This window comes from Streptococcus hepaticus, assembly GCF_043656315.1.
Taxonomy (GTDB): Bacteria; Bacillota; Bacilli; order Lactobacillales; family Streptococcaceae; genus Streptococcus; species Streptococcus hepaticus.
Genome location: NZ_JBINIY010000007.1, coordinates 28,180 through 45,776 on the forward strand (window position 1 = coordinate 28,180; position 17,597 = coordinate 45,776).

A 17,597-nucleotide genomic window follows, 5' to 3' on the forward strand; every position below is an offset into this window, starting at 1 on the left:
ATCTTTTATTAAAAAAAAACGTTTTTACGTTCGGAAAAAGCTTCATTTTTATTGACAATTAACTGTAAAATGTTATGATAATAAGCACAATAAAAACGAAAAGAGGAAATACCATGTCAAATTGGGATACGAAATTTTTGAAAAAAGGATATACATTCGATGATGTTTTGCTGATTCCAGCAGAAAGTCATGTTTTGCCAAACGATATTGATTTGCGCACACAACTCGCCCCTAATTTGACCTTGAATATTCCAATTATTTCTGCAGCTATGGACACTGTTACAGATAGCAAAATGGCCATTGCAATGGCTCGTGCTGGTGGTCTTGGAGTTATTCATAAAAATATGTCTATCGAGGCTCAAGCAGAGGAAGTTCGTAAGGTTAAACGTTCTGAAAATGGTGTTATCATTGATCCATTTTTCCTCACTCCTGAAGATGCAGTTGAAGAAGCTGAAAATCTTATGGCAACGTATCGTATTTCAGGTGTCCCAATCGTTGAAACACTTGAAAATCGTAAATTAGTTGGTATTATCACTAACCGTGATATGCGCTTTATTACAGATTATACTCAGCCAATTTCAGCCAATATGACTAAGGAAAACTTGGTGACTGCACCAGTTGGCACTGATCTTGAAACCGCTGAAAAAATTCTTCATGCCCATCGTATTGAAAAGTTGCCATTGGTAGATGAAGAAGGACGCTTGGCTGGTCTCATTACAATCAAGGATATTGAAAAAGTTATCGAATTTCCGAATGCTGCTAAAGATCAATTTGGGCGTCTTCTAGTTGCTGGTGCTGTCGGTGTTACTTCTGATACGTTTGAGCGCGCAGAGGCTTTGTTTGAGGCTGGTGCAGACGCTATTGTAATTGATACAGCACACGGTCATTCGGCAGGGGTTCTTCGTAAAATTGCAGAAATTCGTGCACATTTCCCAGACCGTACTTTGATTGCAGGAAATATTGCTACTGCAGAAGGTGCTCGTGCTCTTTATGAAGCAGGTGTAGATGTGGTTAAAGTCGGTATCGGTCCTGGTTCAATCTGTACAACTCGTGTTGTGGCTGGTGTGGGTGTACCTCAGGTAACAGCAATCTACGATGCAGCTAGTGTGGCACGTGAGTATGGAAAGGCGATTATCGCTGACGGTGGTATCAAGTATTCAGGTGATATCGTAAAAGCTTTGGCAGCTGGTGGACATGCAGTTATGCTTGGTTCAATGTTTGCAGGAACAGATGAAGCACCTGGTGAAACAGAAATCTTCCAAGGTCGTAAATTTAAGACTTACCGTGGAATGGGTTCAATTGCAGCTATGAAACAAGGCTCAAAAGACCGTTATTTCCAATCTTCAGTCAACGAAGCTAACAAGTTAGTTCCAGAAGGTATTGAGGGGCGTGTAGCCTATAAAGGTTCCGTTGCAGATATGATTTTCCAAATGGTTGGTGGTCTTCGCTCTGGAATGGGATATGTTGGTGCTGGCACCATGGAAGAACTCCGTGAAAAAGCACAATTTATCGAAATGTCAGGAGCTGGCTTGAAAGAAAGTCACCCACACGATGTTCAAATTACAAACGAAGCACCAAATTATTCAGTACATTAAGAAAAAGCACCGGTTGGTGCTTTTTTAAATGTTTTCTTCGCTGAGTTGACCAGCTTCAATGTGAAAAATCTTTAGTTCATCAGGAAGTTGATGAAGATGATCTAGAGAGGTAGTCGTAATGAAGGTTTGTATTTTTTCAGAAATGGTTTCAAGTAGTTGAACTTGACGATAGTTGTCAAGTTCACTCATCACATCGTCAAGTAGAAGAATAGGATATTCTCGTGTGATTTCTTTCATGAGTTCAATTTCAGCTAATTTTAGAGAGAGGACTAGGCTTCTGTGTTGACCTTGGCTACCATAATGAGCATTGATGTTATTGATGAAAAATTCTACATCATCTCGATGCGGACCGATGCCAGTATTTTTTTTGAATAAGTCTCGTTTACGACTTCTTTGCAACTCTGTCAAGAATGCATCAATCAAATTTACTGTATTTGTAAATTTAAAACTAGACAGATATTTTAGGGACAATTGCTCCATTTGATTGGAAATATCGAAATGTTTTTTCTTAGCGTAGTGTTCTAGTTTTTCCAAAAAGTCGATACGGTGTAAGATGACCTTACTCCCGTAGTCGGCCAGCTGCATATCTAGGACATCTAGAAAATTCTCATCGACTGGATTTGCTTGCTTCAGGTAGGTATTTCTCTGCTTGAGAACATGATTGTAGTTTGAAATATCGGAGAGATAGAGTGGTTTAATCTGTCCAAGTTCAACGTCGATAAACTTCCGACGCAGGGCAGGCGCTCCTTTTATTAGTTGTAAGTCTTCAGGTGCAAACAGAACGACATTCATATGCCCGATATAGTCAGAAAGTTTCCCTTGTTTGAGATGATTAACCTTTGTAGTACGCCCTTTCTCTGTCAACTCAATGTCAAGTGGTAATTTACCAGTTGTTCGGTGGACTAGCCCATGTACTGTCAAGTTTCCTCCATCAAAATGAAGTAAATCTTTATCTGTTCTCGTTCGATGACTACGAGTTAAAGCTAGAAAATAAATACTTTCTAGAATATTTGTCTTCCCTTGGGCGTTCTTTCCAAGAAAGACATTTAATCCATTATGAAAGTCGACAGAAAGTTGACGATAGTTGCGAAAATTCTGTAAACGTAATTCTTCAATCCACATACTTATGTACCTGGGAAACGAACAGGTTTCTTAGCAATTTGCTTGGCTTGTTTAGAGTTTGTTTTTTGGCTTGCTTTTTTCACTTTTTTGTTCATTTCTTTTACAAGAGCAGCTACACGAGCTTTTTCCTCAAGGTCTGCTTTGTATTCTTCAATCTCCTGCTCGCTTGGTGCGACCAGAGTAATTTCTACCTTTTGTGCAGGTAAGGTAATGATGTCATTGACACGAATTTTTTTGCCACGACGTTTTTCATCTTGACCGTTAAAAAGAACAGTATTTTCTGCTAGGAAGGCCTTGATAGCACCTCCCGAAGACAAAATACCAACGTTTTTCAATAGGGCTTGTAGTGTAATATATTCTTCAAATAATTTGTATTTCATAGTTCACCTCGCTACAGATAATTATATCACAAAATGGTATAATAAAGCTTACTACGCTTGAAAGAGGTTTCTATGAAATTACAAGAGGGTGTGAATCTTCACTTTATTCCTTCGGATAAATTTACAACAAATCAGATTAAAATTCGCTTTACAGCACCTATGGATAAGAAAACTGTGGCAAATCGTGTTTTGGTGGCCAATATGTTAGAAATGGGGAATCAAGACTATCCGACCAATCAAGAATTTCGCTGGAAGCTAGCAGAACTCTATGGTGCTACTCTTTCTACCAGCGTTTCTAAAAGGGGACGCGTCCACATGGTGGATATTTCAGTATCTTTTATCAAAGAAAATTACCTATTCTATCAGGAAAATTTAACAAAAGAAATTCTTGATCTATTAGTGTCAACCTTGCAAAAGCCGCTAGGAAAAAATGGTGTTTTTCAAAAGGAAATTTTTGAAATTGAAAAGAAAAATCTGATTTCCTATCTGGAATCAGAGGTCGAAGATAATTTTTATCATGCAGATGTGGAGTTGAACAAGCTCTATTTTCAAGAGGAAGCTCTTCAAATCCCTCGTGTATCAAATCTTGAGTTAGTAGAAGATATCACAGCAAAATCAGCCTACCAAGCCTTGCAAAACATGTTGAAACTAGATCGGATTGATATTTTTGTATTAGGAGAAGTTGATAAAGAGTTGACAATTGAAGCTTTTAGGAAACTTGCCTTTACTTATCGGAATCCAAAGCTAGAATTTGAATATCACCAGACTTTTTCACCAGTTTTACGTGAAAAATCAGAAAGAAAATTCGCCAAACAGTCTATTTTAGAATTAGCTTATAATTTACAAGTTCTTTACAAGGATGAACATTACTATGCTCTCTTACTGTTGAATGGTTTATTTGGAGCATTTTCTCATTCAAGACTCTTTACGCAATTGAGAGAGAAGGATGGTTTGGCTTATACAATTGGTTCACAGCTAAATATTTTTTCTGGAATGTTAAAGGTTTACGCTGGAATTGACCGAGACAATCGGTTGAAAACATTAAAAGGAATTCATAGAGAATTATTGCGTTTGAAGCAGGGCCAATTTTCAGAAGAAGAGTTAGAGCTCACTAAAAAAATGTACCTCCATTCGGCCCAAGTCTCCCAAGACAAAGGACGTACATTGATTGAACAAGTTTTTAATCAGGTTATTCTAGGTAAGAGACATATCTCTGTGGAGGAATTCATGGACAAGATTTCTCAGGTTAAAAAAGAAGACATTGTTAAGGTCAGTCAACTCATACGTTTACAGGCAGTTTACTTTATGGAAGGAGTTGAGTAGATTGGAAAAAGTTGTAAAAAAGCAAAACACCTACTTAGCAGAATCTATTTTAGAATATAAACTTGACAGTGGGTTGACACTTATCTTGTTGCCAAAAAAGGGTTTTCATGAAGTTTACGGCATTATGACAACGAATTTCGGGGCCATCCATACAGAATTTATGGTTGACGATAAAGCAAAATACTATCCTGCAGGTATAGCACATTTTTTAGAGCATAAATTGTTTGAAACGACAGATGGTGGTGACTTGTTACAAGAATTCACTCAACTAGGTGCTAGTGCCAATGCTTACACTAGTCTTTATCAGACAAGTTATCTTTTTTCTACGACGGAAAATGTTGTTGAGTCCTTGACTCTTTTGCAAAAAATGGTTTCAGAAGCACATTTTTCTTCTGAAAGTATTGAGAGAGAAAAGGGGATTATTGAGCAAGAGATTGAAATGTACCTGGACGATCCAGATTATCGATTGTACATGGAAATTTTGGCTAGTTTATACCCTCAGACACCTTTGGCGCAGGATATTGCAGGTTCCGTTTCATCTATACAGGATATTACTGCCCAGCAATTAATGGAGAATTTTACCACCTTTTATCAGCCCAATCAAATGAATTTGGTTGTGATTGGAGACTTTGATGTAAATCAGATTTTGGAGGCGGTTAATAATTTTCAAAATAAACTTGACAATAACTTGACAGTGATAACAACAAAGGCGATTGAACACCGACCAATATTGGAGCATAGGAATATAAGTCTAGAGGTGGCTGCTCCAAAACTAGCAGTTGGTTTACGCGGGAATGATGCGATAATGGTTGAAAATATTCACAAATATCGTCTATCATTGTCCTTGCTTTTTTCAATGCTGCTGGGTTGGACTTCACAGAACTATCAATCTTTTTACGAAGCGGGGAAGGTTGACAGCTCCTTTACACTTCATTTAGAGGTACGACCAGACTACCATTTTGTAGTTATTTCAACAGATACAGAGGAACCAATTGCCTTGTCTCATTCCATTCGAAAAATTTTGAAAAATTTTGAAACCAGCCCAGATGTGACAGAGGAACATTTTGAATTATTGAAGAAGGAAGCCTATGGGGACTTTATTCGTGGGCTTAATTCCTTGGAAGGGACTGCCAGTCAATTTGCAGCCCAATATTCAGAATTTGAAAATATGTTGGACTTGCCAGAATTGCTGGCTGAGCTGAGTTTAGCAGATCTGTTAGAAGCTGGGCGTTCGTTTATTTCTAACTGTGATATGACAGATTTTACAATTTTTCCAAATAAATAGGAACGAAACATCGAAATTTATAGGAAAATCTGTTACAATAATGTATTGAAAATTAAAAGAGAGAGAGTGAGAGCGAATGAGGCAAAAAAGTATCGGTGAGGTTTTGAAAACTGCGCGTGAAAGTCGTGGTTGGAGTCTCACTGAGGTGCAGCGCCTAACACAAATTCAGGCTAAATATTTACAGGCTTTGGAATATAATGATTTTGCTTTCATTCCAGATAAGGTATACGCTCGTAATTTCTTAGAGCGCTATGCAGAGGTCTTGGACTTGGATAGCGAAGTGTTGCTAGATGCATATGATACGGATAGTCTAGTTGCTTACTATGGTGTGGGCGAGGAAGAAGATTTTAATGAGGAACTGAGTAGAAGTCAAAGAGGGAAGCGAGGATTAGCTAGCTATTTACCAATGGTGTATTTACTCCTAGCTGCTTGTTCTATCTTGATTTTTGTGACGTACGTTGTTCATAGCCGCATTCAGAATCAGGTAACTTTGTCGGAAAATAGTTCCTATAAAGTGGTGAGTCAAACGACAACTACTAGTAGTTCAACTGCTAGTTCCAGTTCACAAATAAGTTCAAGTTCTACCTCAAGCTCAGAACAGAAAACGGCCTTGACGGTTTCAGGTGGTGGTAACAATTTGGCTGTTCAAGTAACCAATGCCTCGGAACCGCTTGAAGTAAAATTGTCCGTTACCGATGTGACCAGTTGGATAAGTGTGAGTGATACAGATTTAGCTGGTGGAACAGTCTTATCTATCGAGAATAAATCTGTTACAACAAGTTTGGCAGCAGGACAGCCGACAGCAACCATTACCTTGGGAGTTGTTCAAGGTGTTACCATTGAAATTGGTGGCAAAAAGGTAGATATGTCATTACTAACTAGCCAGACAGGTACCATTACAATCACAGTAGAATAGGATTAACGAAATATGAAAAAAGAAAATATCCCTAATGTACTGACCTTAGGAAGAATCTGTGTGATTCCAATTTTTATCTTGGTTTTAACACTTTGGCATACTACAGGAACTCATGTTTTTGCGGCTATTCTTTTTGCTTTAGCTAGTATCACGGACTATCTTGATGGTTATCTAGCTCGTAAGTGGAAGGTTGTTAGTAATTTTGGTAAGTTTGCTGACCCAATGGCAGATAAAATTTTAGTGATGACAGCATTTATTATGCTAGTTGAGCTTGGTTTTGTACCAGCTTGGGTATCAGCAGTGATTATTTGCCGTGAATTAGCGGTGACTGGTCTTCGGTTATTGCTGGTGGAAAATGGGGGGACTGTTCTTGCAGCAGCTATGCCAGGAAAAATCAAGACGTTTTCACAAATGTTTTCAATTATTTTTCTACTTCTCCACTGGACGGTATTGGGACAGGTAACACTTTATATTGCTTTGTTCTTTACAATCTATTCTGGTTACGATTATTTTAAGGGAGCTGGTTTCCTTTTCAAGGATACTTTTAAGTAATGACAAATATTATTGAAGTAAAAAATCTTAAATACAAGTATGAAGAAGACGATAGCCACTACACTTTGGATGGGGTTTCGTTTCACGTGAAACAAGGTGAGTGGGTATCCATCATTGGGCATAATGGTTCTGGTAAATCAACTACTGTTCGTATAATAGATGGTCTTTTAGAGGCTGAATCTGGCGATATTTTCATTAACGGAGAGAAACTGACGCCAGAAAATGTTTGGGAGAAGCGTCGTCATATTGGCATGGTCTTTCAAAATCCAGATAATCAGTTTGTAGGAGCAACCGTCGAAGATGATGTGGCTTTTGGTTTAGAAAATCAAGGAATTCCGTATGATGAAATGCTACAACGGGTTCAGGAAGCTCTAGAATTGGTCGGTATGGCTGATTTTAAAACTCGGGAACCTGCACGTTTATCTGGTGGCCAAAAACAGCGTGTTGCAATTGCAGGAGTTGTTGCTTTACGTCCAAAGATTATTATTTTGGATGAGGCTACCAGTATGCTAGATCCTGAGGGACGGTTAGATTTGATACGGATTGTGAAGGATATCAAGGATACCTATGGCATGACAGTGATTTCTATTACTCATGATTTAGATGAGGTGGCTTTGAGTGATCGTGTCATTGTCATGAAGGAGGGGCAAGTGGAATCAACTAGCACTCCAGCTCAGCTATTTATCCGAGAAGATTTGGAAGAATTGGATATGGATAAACCATTTACGATTGAATTATTGGAAAATTTGAGACAGTCGGGACTCGAATTACCGCACAGCTATTTTACAGAAGAGGAATTAGAAAAAGAACTATGGGCATTCATCTCCAACAAGTAAGTTATACCTATCAGCTAGGTACACCTTTTGAAGGTCGTGCGCTTTTTGGTGTGGATTTGGAGATTAAGGATGGCTCTTACACGGCTTTGATAGGGCATACGGGTTCTGGAAAGTCTACTATCCTGCAACTCTTAAACGGTCTTAATGTTCCAACTTCTGGAAGTGTCGTTATTGATGAAACAGTAATTACGGCAGATTCTGTAAATAAGGATATTAAACAAGTTCGAAAAAAAGTTGGTTTGGTCTTTCAATTTGCAGAAAGCCAAGTCTTTGATGAAACAGTACTGAAAGATGTGTCCTTTGGTCCTCAAAATTTTGGTGTCTCTAAGGAAGAAGCAGAAGCAATTGCGCGTGAAAAACTGGATCTGGTTGGTATTTCAGAGGAGCTATTTGAGCGTAGTCCATTTGAACTTTCTGGTGGGCAAATGCGGCGTGTAGCTATTGCGGGAATCTTAGCTATGGAACCAAGTGTTCTTGTCTTAGATGAGCCGACAGCAGGACTGGATCCAGCAGGACGCAAAGAACTGATGTCTATTTTCAAACATTTGCATGAGCGGGGAATGACCATTGTTCTCGTAACTCATCTCATGGATGATGTAGCAAATTTTGCAGATTATGTCTATGTTATGGAAAAAGGTAAGAAAATACTTTCGGGACAGCCATCTGAGGTTTTTCAGCAGGTAGATTTTTTGGAGAGTATCCAATTAGGAGTTCCAAAAATTACAAAATTTGCAGCAAATCTAGAACGACGTGGATTTGTTTTTGAAAAACTTCCTATTACAATGGATGAGTTTGTGGAGGTGATGCGCCATGGATAGATTGATTTTAGGACGCTATATCCCAGGAGATTCATTTATTCATCGATTGGATCCACGTAGTAAGCTCTTAGCTATGTTTATCTTCTTGCTGATTATTTTCTGGGCCAACAACTTGGTAACAAACCTTTTGTTATTGTTCTTTGTACTAGGACTTGTGCTATTATCTAAAATAAAAATTTCCTTTTTCATTAATGGATTAAAACCAATGATTGGAATTATTTTGTTTACAACTTTATTCCAATTATTTTTTGCAGGTGGGCATCAAGTTTTATTGAAGCTTTGGTTCCTTACCATTACTCTTGAAGGAATACAGCAAGCGGGCATTATATTTATGCGTTTTGTCTTGATTGTCTTCTTTTCAACCTTACTTACCTTGACAACAATGCCTCTGAGCCTCGCTGACGGTGTAGAAGCTGGTTTAGCTCCTCTCAGATATTTCAAAGTGCCTGTCCACGAGATTGGTTTGATGTTGTCTATGAGTTTGCGTTTTGTCCCAACCTTAATGGATGATACAGCGCGTATTATGAATGCACAACGAGCACGTGGGGTTGATTTTGGCGAAGGGAACATTGTACAGAAGGTGAAGTCCGTTATTCCAATTTTGATACCGCTCTTTGCTTCAAGTTTCAAAAGAGCAGATGCTCTGGCGACAGCTATGGAAGCGCGTGGTTATCAAGGTGGTGATGGTCGTAGCAAATACCGTGTTCTTGAGTGGAAGATTTCAGATAGCTGTGCAATAGCAGTTATGTTTTTACTTGGAATTGGATTATATTTCTTGAAAAATTAACAAAAAACGCCAGAAATGGTGTTTTTTCGTCTAATTCCAACAAGACTGTAACATTTGTAATAATATATCAATATAGTAGTAATATAAAGACGGTATGATAGTGAACAGTTGTTAAGAAAGGACTTTATAGTATGAAAATTAATTATTTGAAAACAACATTTGCAGGCTTTATTGCTGCTGCTTCACTATTTATCGCAGGTGCTGTAAGCGCCGATTCTTACACTGTTCAATCAGGTGATACTTTATCTGAATTAGCAGAAAAGCATTCAACTACAGTTGACTCAATCGTATCGTTGAATAAGATTGTAAGTCCAGATTTAATTTATGTTGGTCAAATTTTGGAAATAAATGCTGAAACTGCACAGATGTCTTCAATGCAAGAGACTGTGGCAGTAACTGAGACTGAAACGGTTACAGCAGCACCTTCAGCAGCATCAGTTGACTATAGTTCTACAGTAGCAGGGTCAGAAGCTGCCGCAAAAGAAGAGATTGCTCGTCGTGAATCAGGTGGTTCTTATACTGCACAGAATGGTCAATATTATGGGCGCTATCAGTTGACGAATACTTACTTGAATGGAGATTACTCTCCTGAGAACCAAGAGCGTGTGGCGGATGCATACGTAGTTAATCGCTATGGTTCATGGTCAGCAGCCCTTGCTTTTTGGAATGCAAACGGATGGTATTAAAAAATTAAAAAGAGTTTGGGGAAATCCAAACTCTTTTTGCTAGTTAACAATGTTCTTGAATGGCAGTATCTGCTGCGATACAACCAAAAGTAAAGATATCAGTCAGTGAATTGCCACCTAAGCGATTTCCAGCATGGAGTCCACCAGCAACTTCACCGGCTGCGTAAAGTCCCTTGATGATTGTTCCTGCTGTGAGCTTGCGTGTCAATTTTGAGACCACCCATAGTATGGTGTACAGCAGGTTTACGTGGAGTTGCGTAGCATGGAGCCTTTTCACACCTCCCTTGTTAAATTCAGGATCATATCCTGCATCAACATAGGAATTATACTTGACAATGGTGTCAACTAAGACAGCAGGTTCTATGTTAATCTGATGAGCTAAATCTTCCAGAGTATTTGCACGGAATAGAGTTCCAGCAGCGACTTGAGCATCAATTTTTTCTTGACTGGTATTACAGGCGGTTGCTTTAATATTATCATCAGCGATGAGGTAGAACAGTCCACCGTTGTCAATGGCGGCTTGAGAAAGTTTATCACGGTTACCATATTCATCAACAAAGCGTTTCCCCTAGGTGTTGACCATGATAAAGTTGGCTGGTGGTATTTGTAAACCTGAGAATAGAGCACCAGTAACTGGGTCAGACACAGGCATCATTTGGCTGAAGCCCATGCCAACTAGGTCAGCACCGACAGATTGTCCCAATAGGATACCGTCACCCGTCACAGCAGGTGTATTTGAAGTAGCGATATCGTCAGCAATTTCTGTCCAGTAAGTATTGTATTTTTGTAACATCTTGGTATTGGCACCAAAGCCACCTGTTGTCAAGATGACAGCCTTGGCATTGACAGTTATAGTTTGTCCATTTCGTCCTGTTCCAGAAACGCCAGTGATATGACCTTCGGTTACCAAGAGTTCTTTAACAGGTGTATCTGTTAAGATAAGTCCACCATTTTTCAAGACAAAGTCTTTAAGAACAGAGATGAAGGCCACCCCCATAGGTATTTTCGGCTTGTGACCACGGCGCCAGAGGGCACCAACAGGCATGGTTACTTCGTCGCGAACAAACTCGACACCTATATCTTCCAACCAACGAACAGACTCAAGAGCATGTTCTGTCAAGACCTTGACAAGGTCGTAATTACCATGAATTTCTTGACCGTTTAAGTCTTTGCGTTTGCCACCAATATAGGTTTGGATGCGGTAAAGGAGTTTTGAATCAAAGAGGTAGCTTGGATCTTGGAGATACTTTTCAAGTTCCAGTTTTAGGGCGCGGAAATCGTCCAAGTATTCTGGGTCAATAGTTGATTCATCAGTGTTATAAAGTTCTTGTAAATTATGAGCCTCACCTGGGTGGGCTGTAAAGGTTGATTGCCAAGCTGGATCAGGTGAATTCATTGGTCCACCAGCTCGGACAGTGTTTCCACCTACGGCTGGAAACTTTTCAACGACGATAACATGTTTACCAGATTGTAAAGCACGAGCAGCAGCTGCAAGTCCTGCACCACCTCCACCGACAACAACAAGGTCAGTTTCGTAGGTCTTATCTTCCTTGTCAAGAGCAGAAGGTGGTGCCTTGGGACGATTGCGCAAACTATCAGGATTTCCACCAGCCAAACGGATGGCACGAGCGACACCGTCTAGTACGCCATTAGAAGTGACAGAAGCGCCAAACAGCATCGACATTTAGAGTTTGACCTTCGATAATTTCAGCAGGAATGCGACTAAAGACAATATCAGCAATTCCAGCAGACTCACCAGAGGAATTGATGTCAATCTTTTCAATTCGTTCTTCAGATAGGGTCACTTGCATAGGCAGAACACCATTATGTCCAACGGTTGTCACTGCGTAAGTACCTGGTTCAAATTTACTTCTTCAGGTTCATTGAGTTGGTTGGCAATGGTCGCAAAGCGGATGAATTTGTAGAAGCAGGATTCGAGGAAATCAATTGTTCCATGTGAAATAAGCTGGTCATTCTCATCAAAGGCTTGGTGAGCACGTCCAAGAAGAAATTCGCTACCTGGCATGACAACGGCATTGACACCGGGAGCATCAAGAATTTGGCGAAGGTGCAGTTGGGCGCGCGATGAACCCTGTACATCATAAGATGCCCCGACAATCATAACAGGCTTACCAGTTAGTGGATGAACGTTGAAAGATAGACACTCTAGTAGGCTATTAAGGGAAGAAGGAATGGTGTGGTTATGTTCAGGTGTTGCAATGATGACACCATCTGCATCTGTTATTTTTTCATTAAAAAGTTGAATGATTGGAGCGTTTGGAGCGTTTGTTTGATCATTTGTCTCGTCAAACATAGGAACATCTGTGATTTCCAAGATTTCAATGTCAACTTTCTTAGCAAAGTGACTTTGCATGAACTCTAGCAATTTTCAATTGTAAGAATGCTTTGCATTTGTTCCAACGATACCAATAAATTTCATAAAAATAGCCTTCTAGATATCTTTTTCCCAAGCAAATAGTCGTTTTTGATCTGTATTGGCTTGAGTGACTAGTTCTTGAATTATCTTTACAAAACTTGTAAACTCTGTAAAGTGCTCTTCAAGTTCTGCTACTTTTTCAGGAATCAGTAAGTTTGCTTCAGCGTCTAAAGCTTGTTCTGAGTGACCTAGTAAGAATTCCGTTCCTGGCATAATCCGTTCCTTCAACTCAGGTGCATTGAGAATTTGACGGAGATGAGCTTGAGCACGAGAAGAACTTAAAGACCCAGGAGAAACCCCAACAATCATGACAGGTTTATTGATTAAAGCACGGCTAGTGTAGGCAATCCACTCTAAAGCACTAGCGAGAGGTGCGGGAATGGTGTGGTTGTACTCAGGTGTCGCAATAATCACACCGTCTGCCTCTAAGATTTTTGCTGAAAATTCAGCGACAGGAGCTGGAGCAATCTTATCTTCGGGCTCGTTAAAGGCTGGTAAATCCTTGATTTCTAAAATGTTAATGTCTGCTACATTTGAGAAATGTTTTTTTATGAACTGCAACAATTTACGGTTGGTAGAACGCGCCGAATTAGTTCCGACAATAGCAACTAGCTTTATTGTGAAATTTCTCTCAATCTTTATTTGTACTCAATATACACCAAAAAAATAGGTTTTGCAAACCTTTTCATTGTTTTGTGTCTGTTTTTACAAAAAAAGAAATACCCTGTCTTATAACCAGGGAATTTCTTGTGTCGATAGATGAGCTAAGTTGTCAAATTCCATTTTCACACACCAGGGAAAGATGTGTTTGATTTTTTGAAATTCGTTATAGCCGAAAGAAGGATCGTAATAATTGATAATGGTTGACAGAGCAGTCCCATGCGTTCCGATGATAATCGTTTTTTCAGAGTATTCTTGGAGAAGAATTTCTAGCGCGGTGATGTTTCGTGTTTGGACTTGGGACAGGGACTCACCGCCGTCCAGCTTGTAAGAAAAATCAGCCCATTGTTTTTCTGTAAAGCCAGCAAAATCTTCAATCCAAATATCGGTAATTTTTCGTTCCCGGAAATCAGTGACTGTAGTAATTTCCTTGTGACGAGAGTTAGCCAAAGGAGAGATGGTATCAATAGACCGTTTGTAAGGACTGGAAAAGAAAGCATCGATGGCTATCTTGTCAAATAAATTTACAAGTTTTTGACTATCTTGTAAACCTTTTGTTGTAAGTTCGCGCAAAAAATCATTGTGATTTTCATAGTTTGGCTCTGCATGACGAATGAAATAGACTCTTGTTGTCATTTTAATTTCCAAAGATTTCTTGAGCCAATCGTTTACCAGTTGGCGTCGTTGCTAGACCACCTTCAGCAGTTTCGCGGAAGGTGGTTGGAAGACTGGAGCCAACTTGATACATGGCATCAATGACTTCATCAACAGGAATTTTAGACTCGATTCCAGCTAAGGCCATATCAGCCGCAACTAGGGCAAAGCTTGCTCCCATAGCATTGCGTTTGACGCAAGGAACTTCAACGAGACCAGCAACAGGATCGCAGATGAGACCAAGCATGTTTTTGATGACAAAGCAGATAGCTTGACTTGCTTGATGAGCAGTTCCTCCAGCAGCCAGTGTCAAGGCTGCGGCAGACATAGCGCTGGCTGAACCCACCTCAGCTTGACAACCTCCTTCTGCACCTGATATAGAAGCGTTATTGGCGATAACAAGTCCAAAGGCACCTGCGCTAAAGAGGAAGTTAAGCTGCTCTTCTTCGGTTAAATTTAATTTTTCGATGGCAACAGAGATAACGGCAGGTAGGCAACCAGCAGATCCTGCAGTTGGTGTTGCACAAACCAGCCCCATTTTAGCATTTAATTCGTTGACAGCAATAGCGTTGCGGGCAGCAGATAAGACGGTACTATCTGCTAATGTCTTTCCAGATTTGATATAACGGTCCAATTTTGCAGCGTCACCACCAGTTAGACCAGAAACAGACTTGCTGTCCGTCAAACCATCCAGGACAGAAGATTTCATAACTGTCAAGTTTCTTGACATCAGTGTCAATATCTTTTCACGACTACGGCCAGTTAATTCGATTTCAGTTTCAATCATGAGCTCGGCAACGTTGCCATTAAAATGCTCGTTGGCTTGTTGCACCAGTTCTTCTACGGTATAAAACATGGTCGTCCTTTCTAGTTAAAGAAGTTTACATTGTGTAAATGAGGAATCTTTTCAATTTCCTTAACAGCATCATCACACTGACGAGAATCGACCTCAATAATCATAATGGCCTTTTCTCCAGCTTTTTCACGGGTTACGTTCATTTGAGCGATGTTGATATCGTAAGAAGAAAGAATCTCTGTTACATGGGCAATCATTCCAGGCACATCCTGATGAACAATGATAATGGTTGGTGTGTTCATGTTCAAATTGACAGCGAAGCCATTGAGCTCGGTCACTTGGATATTTCCTCCACCGATAGAGACACCTGTTGCCGAAATGGATTTGTGGTCATTTTTGATGATAATCCGAGTGGTATTTGGGTGCGGAGTATTACTGTCCTTGTTGATTTTCCAGTAAACTTTGACACCACGTTCGCGGGCGATGTCAAGTGAATCAGGAATGCGGGGGTCATCTGTATCCATTCCTAAAATACCAGCGACTAAAGCGACGTCTGTACCGTGTCCACGATAGGTTTTGGCAAATGAATTGAAGAGTTGGAACTCAACCTCTGTTGGTTCTTCGCCAAAAATGGAGGAAACGATTTTACCAATACGAACAGCGCCAGCTGTGTGGCTAGATGAAGGACCAATCATAACTGGACCAATAATGTCAAAAACAGACTGAAATTTTAAGCTTTTCATGTTATTCCTCGAAATTTTTCTTCATTTTCATTATAACAAAAATAGATAGGGAATAGTTATCTTATAATCATTCAAAAAAATGTATAAAACTTGTTTTGAAATAAATGAGCATTGCCTTATTTATTTCAAATTACAAGCGTATTATGCTATAATACTCATTGCGCTTAGCGCTTCAAAATCGACCTTCAAATCGTTTTTTGGAATTACATTGAAATACGACCTTCAAATCGTTATTTCTACGAAAAGATGGGAGAAAAAATTATGACTGATAACTCGAAAACTCGCGTTGTCGTGGGCATGTCTGGAGGAGTCGATTCTTCGGTGACTGCCTTACTACTAAAACAGCAAGGCTATGATGTCATTGGTGTTTTTATGAAGAACTGGGATGATACCGATGAATTTGGTGTCTGTACCGCTACTGAAGATTACAAGGATGTGGCAGCTGTTGCTGACCAAATTGGGATTCCGTACTACTCTGTTAACTTTGAAAAAGAGTATTGGGACCGTGTTTTTGAATATTTCTTAGCAGAATACCGTGCGGGTCGCACCCCTAATCCAGATGTGATGTGTAACAAGGAAATCAAGTTCAAGGCTTTCTTGGATTACGCCATGACTTTGGGGGCAGATTATGTGGCAACTGGTCACTACGCACAAGTCTCACGTGACGAAGATGGTACTGTTCATATGCTTCGTGGTGCTGATAATAATAAGGACCAAACTTACTTCTTGAGCCAATTGTCTCAAGAACAATTGCAAAAAACCATGTTCCCATTGGGACATTTGGAAAAACCAGAAGTTCGTCGACTTGCTGAAGAAGCAGGACTGGCTACCGCTAAGAAAAAAGATTCTACAGGTATTTGTTTTATCGGCGAAAAGAATTTCAAGGAATTTCTTGGGAACTATCTACCAGCCCAGCCCGGTCGGATGATGACTGTTGACGGTCGTGATATGGGAGAGCATGCTGGTCTCATGTACTATACCATTGGTCAACGTGGTGGGCTTGGAATTGGTGGTCAAAATGGTGGCGATAACCAACCTTGGTTTGTTGTTGGAAAAGACTTGTCACAAAATATTTTGTACGTTGGTCAAGGCTTCTACCATGAGTCATTGATGTCAACTAGCTTGACAGCATCTGAAGTTCACTTTACACGCCAAATGCCAGAGGAATTCACCTTGGAATGCACGGCTAAATTCCGTTACCGTCAACCAGACAGTAAAGTGACCGTTCATGTGAAAGGCGATAAAGCAAAAGTTGTTTTTGCAGAGAAACAACGTGCAATCACACCAGGTCAGGCAGTCGTTTTCTATGCTGGTCAAGAATGTCTTGGTGGTGGCATGATTGATTTGGCTTTCCGTGATGGAGAGGTTTGTCAGTATATTTAGGTTGACAGGTGTGTAAAGGCAATAAGTATGAAATTGTTTAGCTTTTTGAAAAAGAAAGATCTTGAAAATCTTAAGTTTGATAACTTTGATTTCAAGCTGGCAATCATTCAAGAACTGATGTATGAGCAAGAATTGCTAAAGCCAAAGTTCAATGTGTATGAATTTTGTGAAGAGCATGGATTTGATTTTTGGGAATATGGAGAAAAATATGCCTATAAAATCCCGCCTGAGATAAGAGAATGGTTTGAGCAATTGGGAATACCGGCAGAAATTGCTAAAAAGGTAACACGGCTCTATTTTGACGGAGGGAATGACATTTATCTTGTAGCCGCTCCGACTTGGGATGGAGAGGATGATCTGTTTGATATTACGGAAATATCAGAGGCAGAGCTACAACAATTTCCTAACTTAAAGACCATTGATGGCACAGTTCCAATGATGACACCAAAAGTTAAAGAATTTTTAAAATCTAAAGAGATAAATTTTTTTAGTTTAAATTGAACTATTGTTAAGAATTTGATACAATATATGCAACAATACCGATGATGGTCAAAGCTCATGGTCTTGCAGGTCTTTTTGGCGTGCAGTCCTAGCTTTGTCCATTTTTTATATAAAAAATTAAAG

General features: G+C 39.7%; 19 protein-coding genes and 1 pseudogene. 11 read left to right on the top strand and 9 right to left on the bottom strand.

Features of this window, described 5'->3' with window-relative positions:
- Positions 1-113 precede the first annotated feature (113 nt).
- A complete protein-coding gene (guaB, locus tag ACHUFA_RS06895; protein ID WP_222347601.1) occupies positions 114-1,595 on the top strand; it encodes an IMP dehydrogenase in 1,482 nt (493 codons plus the stop codon).
- A 24-nt stretch (positions 1,596-1,619) separates the two neighbouring features.
- Here guaB and recF read toward each other — a convergent pair whose 3' ends face one another.
- Complete coding sequence (recF, locus tag ACHUFA_RS06900) at positions 1,620-2,717, bottom strand: DNA replication/repair protein RecF (protein WP_222347600.1); 1,098 nt, start codon at positions 2,715-2,717, stop codon at positions 1,620-1,622.
- A gap of 2 nt (positions 2,718-2,719) precedes the next feature.
- Positions 2,720-3,097, bottom strand: coding sequence for a S4 domain-containing protein YaaA (gene yaaA / locus ACHUFA_RS06905; protein ID WP_222347599.1), 378 nt, complete (start codon positions 3,095-3,097; stop codon positions 2,720-2,722).
- A 72-nt stretch (positions 3,098-3,169) separates the two neighbouring features.
- Between yaaA and yfmF the strand changes: the two genes are divergently transcribed.
- From yfmF to apf, 8 genes are all read left to right on the top strand, one after another.
- Entirely contained in the window at positions 3,170-4,420 is a 1,251-nt protein-coding gene (gene yfmF / locus ACHUFA_RS06910; protein WP_222347598.1) for an EF-P 5-aminopentanol modification-associated protein YfmF, read from the top strand.
- Position 4,421: 1 nt separating this feature from the next.
- Positions 4,422-5,705: an EF-P 5-aminopentanol modification-associated protein YfmH gene (gene yfmH / locus ACHUFA_RS06915; RefSeq protein ID WP_222347597.1), complete on the top strand. Its 1,284-nt coding sequence runs from the start codon at positions 4,422-4,424 to the stop codon at positions 5,703-5,705.
- A gap of 76 nt (positions 5,706-5,781) precedes the next feature.
- Positions 5,782-6,621, top strand: coding sequence for a cytoskeleton protein RodZ (gene rodZ, locus ACHUFA_RS06920; RefSeq protein WP_394405276.1), 840 nt, complete (start codon positions 5,782-5,784; stop codon positions 6,619-6,621).
- 12 nt (positions 6,622-6,633) lie between these two features.
- Entirely contained in the window at positions 6,634-7,173 is a 540-nt protein-coding gene (gene pgsA, locus ACHUFA_RS06925; RefSeq protein WP_222347595.1) for a CDP-diacylglycerol--glycerol-3-phosphate 3-phosphatidyltransferase, read from the top strand.
- Positions 7,173-8,009, top strand: coding sequence for an energy-coupling factor ABC transporter ATP-binding protein (locus ACHUFA_RS06930; RefSeq protein WP_394405277.1), 837 nt, complete (start codon positions 7,173-7,175; stop codon positions 8,007-8,009). The genes pgsA and ACHUFA_RS06930 overlap by 1 nt, the downstream gene beginning before the upstream one ends.
- Positions 7,985-8,827: an energy-coupling factor transporter ATPase gene (locus ACHUFA_RS06935; RefSeq protein WP_394405278.1), complete on the top strand. Its 843-nt coding sequence runs from the start codon at positions 7,985-7,987 to the stop codon at positions 8,825-8,827. Before ACHUFA_RS06930 ends, ACHUFA_RS06935 begins: the two co-directional genes overlap by 25 nt.
- Complete coding sequence (locus tag ACHUFA_RS06940; protein WP_222347592.1) at positions 8,820-9,614, top strand: energy-coupling factor transporter transmembrane component T family protein; 795 nt, start codon at positions 8,820-8,822, stop codon at positions 9,612-9,614. Before ACHUFA_RS06935 ends, ACHUFA_RS06940 begins: the two co-directional genes overlap by 8 nt.
- A gap of 131 nt (positions 9,615-9,745) precedes the next feature.
- Complete coding sequence (gene apf / locus ACHUFA_RS06945) at positions 9,746-10,300, top strand: aggregation-promoting factor (RefSeq protein WP_394405279.1); 555 nt, start codon at positions 9,746-9,748, stop codon at positions 10,298-10,300.
- A 43-nt stretch (positions 10,301-10,343) separates the two neighbouring features.
- Here apf and ACHUFA_RS06950 read toward each other — a convergent pair.
- The 7 genes and pseudogenes from ACHUFA_RS06950 to sdaAB form a co-directional block, all read right to left on the bottom strand.
- Positions 10,344-11,984 (bottom strand): annotated as a pseudogene (locus ACHUFA_RS06950) (FAD-dependent oxidoreductase).
- Positions 11,950-12,144 (bottom strand): FMN-binding protein, encoded by a 195-nt coding sequence (locus ACHUFA_RS06955; RefSeq protein ID WP_394405280.1) that lies wholly within the window; start codon positions 12,142-12,144, stop codon positions 11,950-11,952. Before ACHUFA_RS06955 ends, ACHUFA_RS06950 begins: the two are co-directional and overlap by 35 nt.
- The gene (locus ACHUFA_RS06960; RefSeq protein WP_489686318.1) at positions 12,141-12,686 is read right to left on the bottom strand and encodes an NADPH-dependent FMN reductase; all 546 of its coding nucleotides are present in this window, start codon (positions 12,684-12,686) and stop codon (positions 12,141-12,143) included. Before ACHUFA_RS06960 ends, ACHUFA_RS06955 begins: the two co-directional genes overlap by 4 nt.
- A gap of 66 nt (positions 12,687-12,752) precedes the next feature.
- Positions 12,753-13,355 carry an NADPH-dependent FMN reductase gene (locus ACHUFA_RS06965; protein WP_394405303.1) on the bottom strand — a complete coding sequence of 201 codons (603 nt, stop codon included), beginning with the start codon at positions 13,353-13,355 and terminating at the stop codon, positions 12,753-12,755.
- A gap of 111 nt (positions 13,356-13,466) precedes the next feature.
- Positions 13,467-14,033, bottom strand: coding sequence for a histidine phosphatase family protein (locus ACHUFA_RS06970; protein ID WP_222347590.1), 567 nt, complete (start codon positions 14,031-14,033; stop codon positions 13,467-13,469).
- Between the two features lies 1 nt (position 14,034).
- Positions 14,035-14,907 carry an L-serine ammonia-lyase, iron-sulfur-dependent, subunit alpha gene (gene sdaAA / locus ACHUFA_RS06975; RefSeq protein ID WP_222347589.1) on the bottom strand — a complete coding sequence of 291 codons (873 nt, stop codon included), beginning with the start codon at positions 14,905-14,907 and terminating at the stop codon, positions 14,035-14,037.
- An 11-nt stretch (positions 14,908-14,918) separates the two neighbouring features.
- Complete coding sequence (gene sdaAB, locus ACHUFA_RS06980) at positions 14,919-15,590, bottom strand: L-serine ammonia-lyase, iron-sulfur-dependent subunit beta (protein ID WP_394405281.1); 672 nt, start codon at positions 15,588-15,590, stop codon at positions 14,919-14,921.
- Between the two features lie 261 nt (positions 15,591-15,851).
- Between sdaAB and mnmA the strand changes: the two genes are divergently transcribed.
- Both mnmA and ACHUFA_RS06990 read left to right on the top strand, forming a co-directional pair.
- On the top strand, positions 15,852-16,973 hold the full coding sequence (gene mnmA, locus ACHUFA_RS06985) for a tRNA 2-thiouridine(34) synthase MnmA (protein WP_222347587.1): 1,122 nt from the start codon (positions 15,852-15,854) through the stop codon (positions 16,971-16,973).
- Positions 16,974-17,000: 27 nt separating this feature from the next.
- Positions 17,001-17,474: a DUF6892 domain-containing protein gene (locus ACHUFA_RS06990; protein ID WP_394405282.1), complete on the top strand. Its 474-nt coding sequence runs from the start codon at positions 17,001-17,003 to the stop codon at positions 17,472-17,474.
- The last annotated feature ends 123 nt before the right edge of the window (positions 17,475-17,597 follow it).